The sequence below is a fragment of the Acinetobacter sp. ABJ_C4_1 genome (assembly GCF_044538495.1).
Classification (GTDB): domain Bacteria; phylum Pseudomonadota; class Gammaproteobacteria; order Pseudomonadales; family Moraxellaceae; genus Acinetobacter; species Acinetobacter nosocomialis_A.
In genome coordinates this window covers 1-13,063 of record NZ_JBIUCQ010000026.1, presented here as the reverse complement: position 1 = coordinate 13,063, position 13,063 = coordinate 1, and the positions used below count along the sequence as shown (strand labels likewise).

The 13,063-nt window shown below is 36.1% G+C and carries 13 protein-coding genes and 1 pseudogene; 3 read left to right on the top strand and 11 right to left on the bottom strand.

Features of this window, described 5'->3' with window-relative positions; genetic code table 11:
• The 3 genes and pseudogenes from ACIF8R_RS18275 to ACIF8R_RS18265 form a co-directional block, all read right to left on the bottom strand.
• A pseudogene (locus ACIF8R_RS18275) lies at positions 1-350 on the bottom strand (hypothetical protein); the annotation flags it as partial.
• A 30-nt stretch (positions 351-380) separates the two neighbouring features.
• Positions 381-1,205, bottom strand: a complete 825-nt coding sequence (locus tag ACIF8R_RS18270) for an HNH endonuclease (protein ID WP_396482461.1) — start codon at positions 1,203-1,205, stop codon at positions 381-383.
• On the bottom strand, positions 1,199-1,609 hold the full coding sequence (locus ACIF8R_RS18265; protein ID WP_396482463.1) for a (deoxy)nucleoside triphosphate pyrophosphohydrolase: 411 nt from the start codon (positions 1,607-1,609) through the stop codon (positions 1,199-1,201). The genes ACIF8R_RS18270 and ACIF8R_RS18265 overlap by 7 nt, the downstream gene beginning before the upstream one ends.
• A gap of 187 nt (positions 1,610-1,796) precedes the next feature.
• Between ACIF8R_RS18265 and ACIF8R_RS18260 the strand changes: the two genes are divergently transcribed.
• Entirely contained in the window at positions 1,797-2,606 is an 810-nt protein-coding gene (locus ACIF8R_RS18260) for a hypothetical protein (RefSeq protein ID WP_396482459.1), read from the top strand.
• Between the two features lie 90 nt (positions 2,607-2,696).
• Here the strand turns inward: ACIF8R_RS18260 and ACIF8R_RS18255 are convergent, their stop codons facing one another.
• Genes ACIF8R_RS18255 through ACIF8R_RS18240 form a run of 4 tightly spaced genes read right to left on the bottom strand, consistent with a single transcriptional unit; the run spans position 2,697 to position 5,049 of the window.
• Positions 2,697-3,149: a hypothetical protein gene (locus ACIF8R_RS18255; protein ID WP_396482457.1), complete on the bottom strand. Its 453-nt coding sequence runs from the start codon at positions 3,147-3,149 to the stop codon at positions 2,697-2,699.
• Between the two features lies 1 nt (position 3,150).
• Complete coding sequence (locus tag ACIF8R_RS18250; protein ID WP_396482455.1) at positions 3,151-3,762, bottom strand: hypothetical protein; 612 nt, start codon at positions 3,760-3,762, stop codon at positions 3,151-3,153.
• Positions 3,763-3,767: 5 nt separating this feature from the next.
• Entirely contained in the window at positions 3,768-4,301 is a 534-nt protein-coding gene (locus ACIF8R_RS18245) for a PAAR domain-containing protein (RefSeq protein ID WP_396482453.1), read from the bottom strand.
• Positions 4,302-4,344: 43 nt separating this feature from the next.
• Entirely contained in the window at positions 4,345-5,049 is a 705-nt protein-coding gene (locus tag ACIF8R_RS18240) for a hypothetical protein (protein ID WP_396482451.1), read from the bottom strand.
• A 345-nt stretch (positions 5,050-5,394) separates the two neighbouring features.
• Here ACIF8R_RS18240 and ACIF8R_RS18235 point away from each other — a divergent pair, with 345 nt between their 5' ends.
• Positions 5,395-5,535, top strand: a complete 141-nt coding sequence (locus ACIF8R_RS18235; protein WP_016654037.1) for a hypothetical protein — start codon at positions 5,395-5,397, stop codon at positions 5,533-5,535.
• Positions 5,536-5,733: 198 nt separating this feature from the next.
• Here the strand turns inward: ACIF8R_RS18235 and ACIF8R_RS18230 are convergent, their stop codons facing one another.
• Both ACIF8R_RS18230 and ACIF8R_RS18225 read right to left on the bottom strand, forming a co-directional pair.
• Positions 5,734-6,822: an HlyD family secretion protein gene (locus ACIF8R_RS18230; protein WP_396482449.1), complete on the bottom strand. Its 1,089-nt coding sequence runs from the start codon at positions 6,820-6,822 to the stop codon at positions 5,734-5,736.
• Entirely contained in the window at positions 6,819-8,396 is a 1,578-nt protein-coding gene (locus ACIF8R_RS18225; RefSeq protein ID WP_396482447.1) for an MFS transporter, read from the bottom strand. The genes ACIF8R_RS18230 and ACIF8R_RS18225 overlap by 4 nt, the downstream gene beginning before the upstream one ends.
• A 166-nt stretch (positions 8,397-8,562) precedes the next feature.
• Here ACIF8R_RS18225 and ACIF8R_RS18220 point away from each other — a divergent pair, with 166 nt between their 5' ends.
• Positions 8,563-9,195: a TetR/AcrR family transcriptional regulator gene (locus ACIF8R_RS18220; protein WP_396482445.1), complete on the top strand. Its 633-nt coding sequence runs from the start codon at positions 8,563-8,565 to the stop codon at positions 9,193-9,195.
• Between the two features lie 64 nt (positions 9,196-9,259).
• On the opposite strand, the gene ACIF8R_RS18215 is transcribed toward ACIF8R_RS18220, so the two are convergent.
• Both ACIF8R_RS18215 and ACIF8R_RS18210 read right to left on the bottom strand, forming a co-directional pair.
• Positions 9,260-11,224, bottom strand: a complete 1,965-nt coding sequence (locus ACIF8R_RS18215; RefSeq protein ID WP_396482443.1) for a multicopper oxidase family protein — start codon at positions 11,222-11,224, stop codon at positions 9,260-9,262.
• 40 nt (positions 11,225-11,264) lie between these two features.
• Positions 11,265-12,812 (bottom strand): tyrosinase family protein, encoded by a 1,548-nt coding sequence (locus ACIF8R_RS18210; RefSeq protein WP_396482441.1) that lies wholly within the window; start codon positions 12,810-12,812, stop codon positions 11,265-11,267.
• Between the last annotated feature and the right edge of the window lie 251 nt (positions 12,813-13,063).

Here is a 13,063-nt window from a genome sequence, read left to right as displayed (position 1 = left end):
ATTTTAGGTGGAATAATAGAGTAGTGCTTAACCCAATTGTATGTAAACAAAAAAGGAAATAAGATTGCATACAGTGCTCCTTTAATCATACTTATATGAATATTTTTATCACAAAGTACATTTATTAAAGAAATGCATAAAAGTGAAAAGAAAATTAAAAAAATACCAGAAAGACCATTTAAGCCTCCAAACATAAAATATTCTTGAAGAGTTAAACCTAAAGCTCCTTCTTTATATCCGAAATATCTAGTAAAACCACCAATATATGCATTTCCTGATGTATATACAAAAAAAGTCATAAAAGTTATTAGAAAAGTTATATCAATAAAAATATTTTTTTTTACAGCCATATAAAATTTACCAGTATGAAAAATAAAGTATCATTGATTTTTTTCATTAATTTTTAAAAGTCTTTCTCTATCCGTCTCAGCATTCACTACATGCATTTTCTTATGGCAATTCGGACAAAGCGCTACTGTATTTTCGACGGTATCTGATCCACCGTGTGCTAACCATTCAATATGGTGCGTTTCCAGGTAAGGCTCACCTTTTTTGTCTTTAAAAGGGGCTGGTTGTTCACAGAGTTGACAAATGCCATTTGCTAAACGTTTTGCAAGCTCTGCAATTGCAATGGAACGAATAAAGTATTTCGTTTTAATATTACGATAGCTAACTTGCGTTTGTGCAGTAGCATGAGCATCTGCCATCAATTGCTCAATTGATTTCTTCTTATACTTGCGTTGCTTTTTCTGACTAGTTCGCTCTATGGTCTCTACGCTAATCGCCGTATTTGAATCAGACAATTTAACCGGGAATATCCAGACTAGTCGATCTTGCTTATTAGCATCAGGTTGAATCTTTTGATATGGATCTGCTACGAGAGTAACTGGACCTTGATAGATATATTCTTTATCGACAAATACTTCAAAAAGATGAACAGACACGCCGTTAGTATGACTTTCAGCTAGTGTTCTATTTTGACTTATTAATCCCTGGTCACCTACTTGGCCCATACCCGTGTAATGTAGCTCATCGCCAATCCATTGATCTTCATAAATAGATTCAACATGGTTTGAAACAATGATAAGGGTATTTGTCTTATGGGATCGACGCATTCCGCCCTGAGATGAACAAAGGAAGAATTCGCATAATTCCGCGTTATTTAAAATGGTACCTGGTTTTAGTTGCTTAAAATCTTTCAACATACTGCAGTCTTATTATCAAGTAAGTATTTCACGATGGGAATATCAGCAGCAGCCCAGTCAAGCTGTTCTAATTCATCGATAGTGCGCCATTGTACATCTTGGTGCTCACTTAAAGCTAATTCTTCAATAGTCGTAGTTACACACATAAAAGTGGCTAGTTCGATATTAAAGTTAGGGTAGGAGTGCTCTACAGTTAATAAATATCCAGTAACATCAATATCAAGGTTGAGCTCTTCTTTAATTTCTCGGACTAAAGCTTGTTCAAGTGTTTCATCAGCTTCGACTTTGCCACCCGGAAATTCATACTTATTTGATATATAAGGATACTTATGCTCACCTTTAAGGGCACATAAAATTTTATTCTGGTGCCAGATAACTGCGGCAACGACTTTTAAAGATTTCATTGAAAGCATTTAAGAAAATTTCATGTAGGTATTATGATTTGATACCTTTAATATTTATACCTAATATCGAAATAAATATAAAAAATAATTCCAATCGAGTTATATTTAGGAATATTTAGTTAATTCTATTATAGTTAATGATAGATTAGGTAATAATAAATAAATTTTTTAAATAAATGGAATATTCATGAATACTAGTATGAGAATTAAAACTACTTTTACATTTGTCTGTTTACTTCTCGCTAGCAATTTCTATATATCTTTTGTCCATGCAGGTGTAGCAGTACGGGGATATTATCGCAAAAATGGAACCTATGTAAGTCCACATATCCGTTCTAACCCAGATGGAAAACTTTATAATAATTGGAGTACAGTTGGTAACGTTAATCCATATAATGGAAAGGTAGGTGCAAAAACTGCATCTTCAAGTGGTAGTTATCCTTATAATTACTCTCAACCAAATACAATCTATGATCAGTCATCCTCTAGCAATCAATATGAAGTTCCAAAACTAACTGTAGATGAGAATTTAAAAAAAGACAGTAGAGAAGTAGCTCATCTCAAAACAGATCTTGTCCCACACCATGTTAAGAATGAATCTATTGCAACTTATCTTTCGATAAATAAAGCTGAAGAAAAAAATATTATCGAAAATGATATTACATGGATATTTTTAACCAAAAACAATTCGGATGCCACGTATGTTAGACCGGGTGTACGTGAACATTACAGTGATGGGTACCCCATAATTTCTATGATGTTTACTGGAGTTATGAAGCCCAATGGTCGTTCCACTTGGCTAGGTAAAAGATTTATTAAAATGAAAATAAACTGTAATACTCAGCAAGCGGCATTGGTAGCGGATGCTGTCATTAACTCTGATGGCATTGTTGTTAAAGATATAATTTATAGAGAGAAAGATAACGTAAAATGGGGAGAAATTAGTATGTTTTATAATACAAAAGACTTTTTAAAAGTGGCAAAAGTATGTAACTAACTTTAGCAGTTTATTGTCAAACAACTAATGGTAAGTAATATAAAGAAGAATAACTAGTAGTTACGCTTCTTTTCTTTAGAAATCTACTTTTTATAAACAAGCATGATCAAAAATTTCCTTGTCCTCTTTCTTCAAAGCTTCTTGCCATTCTGGTTGTTTTTCTTTGAGCCATTTATTTAAATCAGGCTCTTGCTCAATACTATGCTTTACAGCTTTTATATAAGTTGGGTTATTAACAAACTTAATCATTAAACATAAGGTATTTAATTTTATTGGCTCTACAGTTTTTTCAAGCTTGAAATTTTCACTTGCTTGGTCATCATATCTCTTTAATAAACCAAGCTTAAATAAAGCATCATCATACAATTGTTTAGTTAAAGCAGTAGGAGCTTCTTTCTGTGCTAAAGCATAAGTACCGGCATCAAGATTGAATACAGTAGGCAAAAAGGTAGCTTGAATATCTAGTTCTTCTTGTGGGGTTGGTTTGGCGCTACAAGCAGTAGTAAAAATAGGTAAAAGGCAAATTAATAAATATTTCTTCATTCTAGAAGATTCCTTCGATTTCATCAGGATACAACCCTTGAGCAGCTAAGGTCTTTAACATAGTTGGATTGTAGTCTTGGTTAAAGTTTTGTCGATACATCTTTCTATTAATTTGTGTAGCATGACCATTTCTTCGTGAAATCATATGTGCCCCAGTCATGATATCGTCTATCCTCAAATCATCAATAGCACCTTTTAGGCCTATTAAATCTTCAATCGCAAAAGTTGTTCCAAATCTTGTGGTAAAAGCATTACTTTGAAAAACACCCATTAATACAACAGCATCTTTTTGATAGTGTTTCCTTAAATAGTTTTGAAACTTAACATACATGCCCGTATGGAAACCTGTAGAGATCAAAACATCCTCATTTAATTTAGCAATATCGTATTCCATGCCAAATCTAACAGCTAATAAAAACTCTAACTTATTTCTTTTTTCTACATATTCCCACTGTTGTGCAGACATCATAAAGGTGTAAGGCATTGCAAGTGGGCGATCAAATTGTAAATAGCAAAATGGTTTAGGAACATTACAGCTTTCAACTTTAGAAGGATAACCATCCCAAGCTTTGCTATTAGGGGGAATATTTTTAGTAATTGGTTGATTACCCATAATTCTTACTCCAGAGGTGGCATTGGTTCTGAAAGATCTAAGGTTTCGATTTTGACTTGTTCAGGTTTAACCCCTGTAACTGTAAGTTCAGTCTTTCCAGCATTATTTGTTTTACCTTGAATTTTTTCACCAGTTGGAAGAGTCAGTTCATATGGAAAATCGGGCAATGGTTTACCAGTTTTGGGGTCATTAAACTGAAAAATTACACTGTTTTCTTTTTCTGTATTTTGAACAAAACTATTGTTTGTAGAGGAACTTCCAGATCCGCTTGAACTATCTTGATTACGCACCCACAAACTTTGGCTTGGTAAAAAGGTAGCTCCGCAACTAGCCTTATCACCAGCGACAATTATCGACCGACCATTAATAACTACAAGCGGACTGCTTGAGAGAGCAGTAACCGTAACTTTGCACTTGGGACAGAAGTGAGTCATTCCTTCCAGATGAGCTGCTTTACCATCAATTAAATATGTATTATCGCCAGTACTGACCATTCCACCGTGGTCAGTCACGTTGCCGATAACAATAGCGGGTTTCAATTATTGTCTCCGTATGTGGTTATTTAAAAATAATTATTCATTTTCATGGATTTTGCGGAGGATTATATTTCTTTAGCCCAGCAAAAATTTTTGCTTGTAGTGGCCAAATTAAAGGACTTGTAAGCCAACCAACACCCAAAGATAGTGCGACTATCAAGAAGTAATAGAACACTCCGATCAATTGAGAGTTCTGAAAAGCAGGTGATTCTAAAAAACTATATAAAAGTGAAATTGCAACATATAGATAAAAAATTAACCAAACTACTGCAAGTGGATAAACCCACCATTTACTTACCCACCAACGTAAGACGTAAACTTCACCAAATTGTTTTAAAAATATTGAAGTTTTAGTATCAGAATATAATCTGAAAGCTCTTTTATTATCTGCACGTGTGAACATATATCTTAATGCAAGTCTGTCTTTCACTTTGCTCTTATAATAATTATTTAAAAGTGCAATCTCTTTATTATGATATGCAGCCTCTGCATAAGGTTGGTTTGTAAACGAACTAGAATTAAATTTTTCAAACTTTGTGATCTCATCTAAGGCTTTAAGTTCATGTTCAGTAGTATCTGGTTTAATAAAGAATTTAGAGAATAATTTCAATATTCCAAGTTTTTCTAAGGCCGTAGTAGTCATTGTTAAAAGAGTGAGGATTACAAAAAGATTAATTAATAAACTTGTTACTTCAGGGGGTAAGTTGATTTGATTTAACAATTCTGTATATACAGTAACTTGATTTGTCATGTCTAAAAATTATTAATATTTGAAAACCTTTATTTTGATAAATGATATAAGAGGCAGCAATGGAAAAATGAGACTCAATTCAAATTTTAAGTTTATTTTGTGATACTTGTTACCGTGCAATCAAAATGAAAAATATTTGAAGAAGATAACTTTGTGCATTCTATAAATTCATTACATCAATTTATTGAATACTGATTATTATTGAAATAGAGAAAGCTTCCAAGACGAGACTTTTTTCTTACACATTGCTTAAAAAATATACAGAAACCTCCCTAAAACGAGTTGGAACGCTACAAACGCGAATGATACGTTAAGTTTCAATCTTCCCAATAAGTGAGGTGAGCAATGAAATTGTTAGCTCTGATTAGCATGGGAGTTGCAGCGAGTTATTGGTATAAAACTATAAAAGATAGCAAGCCAACTCTTCTGAAACCAAATTTTGATGAAATAGTAAAAAACTTTGTAATAGCAGAATTTAAAGTTTAATACATATTAATAGCCATAATTAAATAAAAAGCTCATCGGAAGATGGGCTTTTTTGTTGGAGTAAAGACAGACAAACTTATAGTTTTCATATAAAAATAGGAAAATATTGATCCATCTTAGCGTCTATATATTTGTTATAAATCAAAAAGAGACCATTGAATAGTCTCTTTTTTCTTAATTATCCCAGCATTCTCAAATTTACTTTTTAGTCGTATCCACAGAAACTACAACAGATAGACCAGGGCGCAACAACTTAATATCCAGTTGATTTTCAATAAGCTTGATTCGTAAAGGTAGACGCTGAACGATCTTGGTAAAGTTACCTGTCGCATTCGTTGCTGAAATTGGTGAGAAAAATGCGCCAGTAGAAGGAGAGAAGCTATCTACTACACCTTTTAACTCAACATTATAAGCATCGACATACACAGTGACAGGTTGCCCAATTTTAATTTGCTTTAACTCAATTTCACGGAAGTTTGCTTCTACATAAACCTGATCTAAAGGTACAACCACCATGAGTGGATTACCTGCGCCTACAAAGTTGCCTACATTTGCAGACTTTTGCCCAATCATGCCATCAATAGGCGCACGAATTTCTGTATAGCTCAAATTCAGTTTTGCTTTATCAAGTGCCGCTTGGGCTTGTTTTAAAGCAGCTTGTTTGGCTTGAACCTGAATTTTATATTGGTTGAGCTGATACTGTGCATCAGTGACTTTTTCTTTACTGCTGTCTAAGTCAGCATATTGCTCGGTTAACGTAGTTTTTGACTGCTGCGTAATTAATCTAGACTCCGCACCGAGTGCCTGTAACTGCTCATAACGTGCTGTATTATCTTTAGTAAGTTTAATTCCGGCTTCAACTTTTCTAAGCTGTGCTTCCGTTTCTCGAATAACAGTGGGCTGTCTTTCTACCGCTAGCATTGCTTCATTTAGGTCGGCTTGTGCTTTAGCATAATTAGATTCTGCTTCAGCCAAAGCGGCTTGATAATCGCGTGGGTCAATACGCGCTAAAAGCTGGCCTTTTTTTACGGTCTGGTGATCTTTAATATAAATTTCTTCGATATTTCCAGAGACTTTAGGGGCAATGGTTGAGTACTCGACATCCACCCGTGCATCGTCAGTTTTAACCACTGAAGACGGTAAAAATATAAGTTTTAAAATCCATAAAATGGAAACTAGAACGATAATAAATGCAATAACCATAACCCAGTGTTTTTTAAGATATTGCACCTTTGTTAACTTGGGTGACTCGGTCGTGGAGTGATCTTGGGCTTCGAGAGTACTCATAAAGATTTTCCTGAGTTATGACTATTCATTAACTTAATGAGAGCAATGCGTGGTGGATAAGTTCTAACGGGTAAAATCAGCATAACGATAAATAAAATTGCGGTAAGTCCAGCTAAAATCAGATATTGGTCACTAATGACCAGCACAGATTGTTGTGCCTGAATAGCAGAATTTAAGGCAGATAAACCGCCTGAAATACGCTCGGTACCATTTGCGGTAAGCACAGGCGGGGTAAGTGGGTTAATCACAGGGCCTTGAATATTTTGAAAAATATGTTGGGCTGTATTTTCAATCAGCCGTGTTGAATGGTATTCACCACGTACTCGATTGACCCAATCCAATATGCACACACCCAGTACACCGCTAATAGCACGCGGAGTATTAATCATTGGTGAGGCGTAAATTGCCATAGTAGGATGGACACTGTTTGTACCCATCATGAGCAATGACAGCACCACACAGGTTTGGCCTAAACATGAAATGGCATGCCAAAAATAAAACTGATCTTGATTCCAAGTGGTATCCAGTTGGCTTGCACCTAAGCAGCCAGCCATCACCAGAAGTAAACCAAACCCATGTACATAACGGCTGTCGACCCAAGCTTGGTTTAAAACCTTAATGACAATTGGAATATAGATAAATTGCAGAGCCGCTATTTGTAAACCAATCCACATGGTTTGAGTTGGCTTATAACCATGTACAGCGCTTAAGTAATTAAGGGGTAATGTACTGGTCGACATACCAATAATTACAAAGCAAAACAGGGCAATAACAGCGTAAGCAAAGTTTCGTATTTCGAGCATTTGCGGTTTAATTAATGGCGTTGGATAGCGCCATTCATGTATTAAAAATAAAGGTAGGGTAATGGCACTGATTAAAGCCAAAACACAAATCAATTTTGAATGGAACCAGTCTAAATGATTGCCATGTAAAAGCATGGTACTTAAGCCTGCCAAACCAATAATGGCTAGAATCGCGCCAGTCCAATCGTAAGTTTTTATTCTTGAATAATTTGGTGGATCTTGCGGAATACCAAAGTAAACCAGTGCAGCACTTAACGCACAAAAAGGAATGGTTTGGAAAAATATCATTTTCCAACCAATCACATCTAAATAAAAAGCAGCAAGTGCAGCACTTAAGTTGGGAAAAAACGTCGCTGTTAGTGCATAGCAGGCCAAACCCCATAAACGGATTTCTGGCCCTAGAAATCTAAGTGCACAGGCCATGAGTAAAGGAATGGTTAAACCATTGGCGATACCTTGTAAGCCTCGTAATAAATAAAATATTTCAATATTGGGGCTAAAAGGAATTAAAACGCTAGAGATGAGGCAAAGTCCGATGGCAAAAAGAAGGACTCTACGTATGGAAAAAATAACGGCCCAACTGGTAGACAGAATCATTCCAATAATCATGGCACTGGCATAAATGCTGCTGACCCAATAACCTGAATCGACACTAATGCCCATTGCACCGCGAATATCGACCAAGGTAATGCTGGTAATTCGGTTATTAAATTCGACGGTCATTGCTGCAAATATTGCACCCGCCAAACCGATGAGTGGTCGTATATTCATCTTTTACCTTAAATTTTAAAATGAACTCGTTGCATAGAGCAGTTATTGAGCTCAACTGTACCGATCGGTACTCTACTATCTTATTAAATTTACGTCAATTCTCGATTTTGAACTTTTCGATGAGTTACACTAATCATGAAATTGCTAAATATGTTTGTAGGTTCTTATGTCAGATTGCATTAAAGCCAATGAGAAAGATCAAAAAATTCTGGATGCAGCAACAAAGTTTTTTCTGATCCACGGTTTTAGTGGCACAACCACAGATATGATTCAAAAAGAAGCAGGTGTTTCAAAAGCCACCATGTACGGTTGTTTTAAAAATAAAGAAGCAATGTTTGCAGCGGTTATTGAACGTCAATGTTCCAACATGCAAAAACAAATTATGTCGGTCGAGACAAAAACTAAAAATTTACGTTCAGCTTTAACTGAAATTGGGAAAACCTATCTGTGTTTTATTTTGTCGCATTCAGGTTTGGCATTTTTTAGGGTTTGTATTGCAGAAGCAGTAAGGTTTCCTGAGTTATCTGAAAAGTTCTTTGAAGTGGGGCCACAACGGTTGGCAAATATGATTGCGGGTTATCTTGATAAATTTGTTCAACAAGGAGAAATTAAATTAACGTCTTCTTCGGAAGTTGCGGCGAATATCTTTTTATCACTGTTAAGAAGTGATGCTCATCTAAAATGTTTAACTCATCCTGAGTATTTAATATCAGACCAACAAATTAGTGTTTGGGTTGAATATGCTGTCGATTTATTTTTAAAGCATATCAATTATCAAGAAAATAAGAGTTCTACATAAAACTGATAAAGCTAAGGCCGCGCGAAGCGGCCTTTTCATTAGGTCTAAAGATAAAATCTTAGGATTAGTGATGTCCTTGTGTGATGCCACCATTTCCATCTGGAAGGCTAATCCGAATGTTTTGCATCATGCCTTGATCTTCATGATCTAAAATATGACAGTGCAATACAAAGTCACCGATGTAGCGTTCGTATTTAGTTCTTACAACAACTTTATAACTGGCTCCTTTTACATTTTTAACCCAAATGGTGTCTTTCCATGTACCTTTGAGACCACGGTATTGTGGATCAGGAGTAGTCGATTTGTCGTAGTCATCAACGGCGTTGATATCACTGACATCTTTTCCATTAGGGTCATACACGGCTACGACCTGAAAAGGATTTACGTGAATGTGGAAAGGATGGCTGGCCAATTTAGAGGTAAGTATCCATTCATCGGTTTTACCTAACTCGAGCGTACGATCAATTCGGTCTGGTTGATACGGCTTTCCATTGACCTGAAACTGAACTGGATCAGCATTTGTATCAATATTAAATTCTAAAAATTGTTTATACGGTGTAGCTGGTAAGTCCTGATGAGGAACAAAATGGCTAAGTTTTAGATTTTGTTGTAAATCTTGAAGTACCGCGGGAAGCATATCTGGCGCAATATTTTGTTTTGCATTATTGCTTAACGCCATTGTTAAAGACTGAGGTGCTGAAGTGGCTTTATCGACTTGAATAATGCCCAGTAAATGTCTCTCTGAAAATGCACGGTCCACGTTAGCAGAAGCAGACGCTGCTTCATCAATTAAGCAATAACGACCTTCTTGAGGAAATTGCATTAATGCGTCGTAACGGTAACCTGGTTGAAAAACGGTGACTGTTTTGTCCATAACCTGTTTGAGGGTTAAGCCATCTGCTGCAATAAGATGCTGACTTACAATTGGTCCTGTACAGCTTTCGCTTAATAATTTCTTTTCACCCATTGGTGTTAAATCGAGTCGGGAAGGAATATTTTGCATTTGGCGAATGCTCAGGTTAATGCTGTCGCGTATACCTGCATGGACTATTCTCCAACGTTCGACTTGCCCAGCTACAGCTTGGGTAATGAAAGGTTGAACTTCACCATTAATGCTCGTATAGCGTCCTGATTTTCCCCACTCACCGGGGCCAAAGCCCTGATAATCTCTAATTTCACCAATTTGATTGTTTGGGCAAATATAGCTGCCATTGCTATCAGTTTCGATGTTTCCGTTAGCATCATAACAAGCATATTGAATTTGCTGGAAAACCAGCGTTCTTTCTTTAAAGCCATAGGTGAGTAAATCGAGATCACCTGTTTTATTCAGGGTGGGCTGTCGATATCCGCGTATAACTAAAGCTCCCGCCATACCACTCGCGACTTGAATTGCGGTCGAACCATGTCGATGCGGATGATACCAAAACGTTCCGGTCGGATGGTCAGGCGGTATATTGTATTCATATTGGAAATTAACACCCGGATTAATCGAAACTAAAACGTTATCACTATTTCCCGCCGGGTTAATCCATAAACCATGAGTGTGCATGTTCGTACCATCAAAACAATGTGGTTTATTCACATCAGTATGATCACTGGTACAGCTTAAGTCCTTAGTGGGTTTCTGGTGAGTAATCGGGTCTATATCCAGTTGATTATCTAGATTTGCCCGTATGGTTTCACCGGGAAAGACTTCAATGGTCGGTGCAATATATGGCGTATTGGGCTGAGTATCTGTGCCTTGGTAACTTCGTAAAATGACTGTGTCGTAACTTTTTGTGGCTGGGTTCCAGAGTTTATTTTTAGTTTTTTTAAGTTCCCAAGTAAATAAGGCTTCATTTGAAGATTGCATTTGCGGTGCATTTGTTGATGCAGTCGTTGGGTTGGGTACGGCGAGTAAAGCGACGTGTTTACGCGTAACATTCATATGGGGTGGGTCTTCTAGTACGCGTTCAGAAGAATCATTCGCCGACGCATATCCGGAAACCAAAGTTAGAGGCGTGCATAATATTAAATGAGTTATTTTCATAATGAATATAGGCCTGAAAAATCAGGCCTCTCCTTAATTATTATTTTGTAGTTTCTAAGCGAACTTGAGAAATACTCAAGCCTTGAGAGCTTACTTTTTCCTTCACTTGATCAAGTGTTAAATCAGTAGCAACAAACTGAACTTCTAAGTCCTCAGCAGCCATGCCTAATTGCTTAACTTGATCACTAACTTGATAGACCAATTGACCAATATGACCCGGATGTCCGCCGTGGTCATGGTCTAACACACCGAAGTAGTTAATTGTGGCAACATAAATTTTTTGGTCAGGTTTATTTTTTGGAGATAGATAAATCTTATAAGTTAGATTTGGATTACCAATCATTTGGACATTATCTAAGATCAAATAGGTTTGTCCTGATGAGAGCTTTGTTTGAGTAAGTTGACTGGAGTTCTCTAGGAAACTTGCAGTTTGAGGGGCTAAAGCTACTTTTTGAGTTACACCCATAAGTTTAATGCTTTTATTACTGCTGACTGGTTTATGATTCATTTTAAATAGGTTTGCTTTTTCAGCACCTTTACTACTCATGACAGTAGCTTCAACTTTACAAGCATTTTCATTGGTATACCGCACTGGAATTTTACCGGGGGTGAATACATCAGCAATGGTCATGGTAACTTTGTTGCCGTTTTCATCTGCAAAGGTATATCGAGTGTCATACCAGCTATTTGGCATACCTAAGTTTTTCTTGGCCCATTCAAGCGTAATCGGTTGCCCATTTGCTTTTTTATTTAACCAGCATTGCCATAAGCGGTCGATATTTGCATGATGCATATAAAATACGGGGTCTAAGCCTGCAATAGGTACAAATCCCATATCTGGTAGCACACAGTTTTTACCGACTGCACAGTGCATGACCCCATGGGGTTGAGACTGTAATTGGTTAGAGAAGTCTGTGAAGTTATCCCATTTAAATGCTTGAGCAGCGCTGGCATTATCTGGATCTATGGCGCTGATATTTGCATTTAAACCCGGTGTACGGAATTGGTCATATAAAGTACCAGCCTGTTTACCACGAACCAATTGAGGGAGTGCTAAGCCTTTACCATTGGCAGCTTTTTCTTGGTAATAATCCCAATAAGGAAGAGAGTAATCTTGCCCAACATATTTACGTACTGTTCGCTCATAAAAGTAAAGCATCATACGGTGCCAAGGTAAGAAATTTAGATTGCCATGTTGGCATGTACCCCAAACTTCATCGGTAAAACCATCGTTTGGAACTGTGGAATTTTGAATATGTTTATAGTAACTATCACATACAGCTTTACTATATATCTCTAAACACTGTGGCATACGGTATTGATTAACATAATAATCTTTGTCTGTTGCATGTGTACCTGTACCAAAATAGCCATGTGTATTGGCCCAGTAATTAAAACTTGTACGAAACTCCGCTGATAAAAGGGGAGCATTATTATTTGCCCTCATTTTTTCCAACCCTTTTTGTAATGCGCTTACTTTGGCTGGGTCTTTTGCAAACTCCGTGGCACTTATTCGTAATGAGTCGGCATGTGTTGCTAAGCTCATACCACATAAAAGAGTACCTAAAATATAATAATTTCTCTTCATATTTTAAAAATCCTTGTAGTGTTTAATATTCTTATAGTTGGTAAGTTGTTTGTAATGTATAGAATTTCCATTTTTATGGATAATTCTTGAAATTAATTTATCATACAAAATAGTTTATATTAAACATTTAAATTCAATATTAATTATTGAATAACTTAATTTTAAAAATTGTAATTTTTTAGTAAAACTTAATTAATTTAAAGAAATTAAATTATTGTTTTTATTTATTATTTAATTATTTTTTTAATGGG

Excerpts from the sequence above, each read along its gene's own strand:
- ACIF8R_RS18270 (WP_396482461.1), bottom strand. The coding sequence starts at position 1,205 with ATGTTGAAAGATTTTAAGCAACTAAAACCAGGTACCATTTTAAATAAC.
- ACIF8R_RS18265 (WP_396482463.1), bottom strand. The coding sequence starts at position 1,609 with ATGAAATCTTTAAAAGTCGTTGCCGCAGTTATCTGGCACCAGAATAAA.
- ACIF8R_RS18260 (WP_396482459.1), top strand. The coding sequence starts at position 1,797 with ATGAATACTAGTATGAGAATTAAAACTACTTTTACATTTGTCTGTTTA.
- ACIF8R_RS18255 (WP_396482457.1), bottom strand. The coding sequence starts at position 3,149 with ATGAAGAAATATTTATTAATTTGCCTTTTACCTATTTTTACTACTGCT.
- ACIF8R_RS18250 (WP_396482455.1), bottom strand. The coding sequence starts at position 3,762 with ATGGGTAATCAACCAATTACTAAAAATATTCCCCCTAATAGCAAAGCT.
- ACIF8R_RS18240 (WP_396482451.1), bottom strand. The coding sequence starts at position 5,049 with ATGACAAATCAAGTTACTGTATATACAGAATTGTTAAATCAAATCAAC.
- ACIF8R_RS18235 (WP_016654037.1), top strand. The coding sequence starts at position 5,395 with ATGAAATTGTTAGCTCTGATTAGCATGGGAGTTGCAGCGAGTTATTGG.
- ACIF8R_RS18230 (WP_396482449.1), bottom strand. The coding sequence starts at position 6,822 with ATGAGTACTCTCGAAGCCCAAGATCACTCCACGACCGAGTCACCCAAG.
- ACIF8R_RS18225 (WP_396482447.1), bottom strand. The coding sequence starts at position 8,396 with ATGAATATACGACCACTCATCGGTTTGGCGGGTGCAATATTTGCAGCA.
- ACIF8R_RS18220 (WP_396482445.1), top strand. The coding sequence starts at position 8,563 with ATGTCAGATTGCATTAAAGCCAATGAGAAAGATCAAAAAATTCTGGAT.
- ACIF8R_RS18215 (WP_396482443.1), bottom strand. The coding sequence starts at position 11,224 with ATGAAAATAACTCATTTAATATTATGCACGCCTCTAACTTTGGTTTCC.
- ACIF8R_RS18210 (WP_396482441.1), bottom strand. The coding sequence starts at position 12,812 with ATGAAGAGAAATTATTATATTTTAGGTACTCTTTTATGTGGTATGAGC.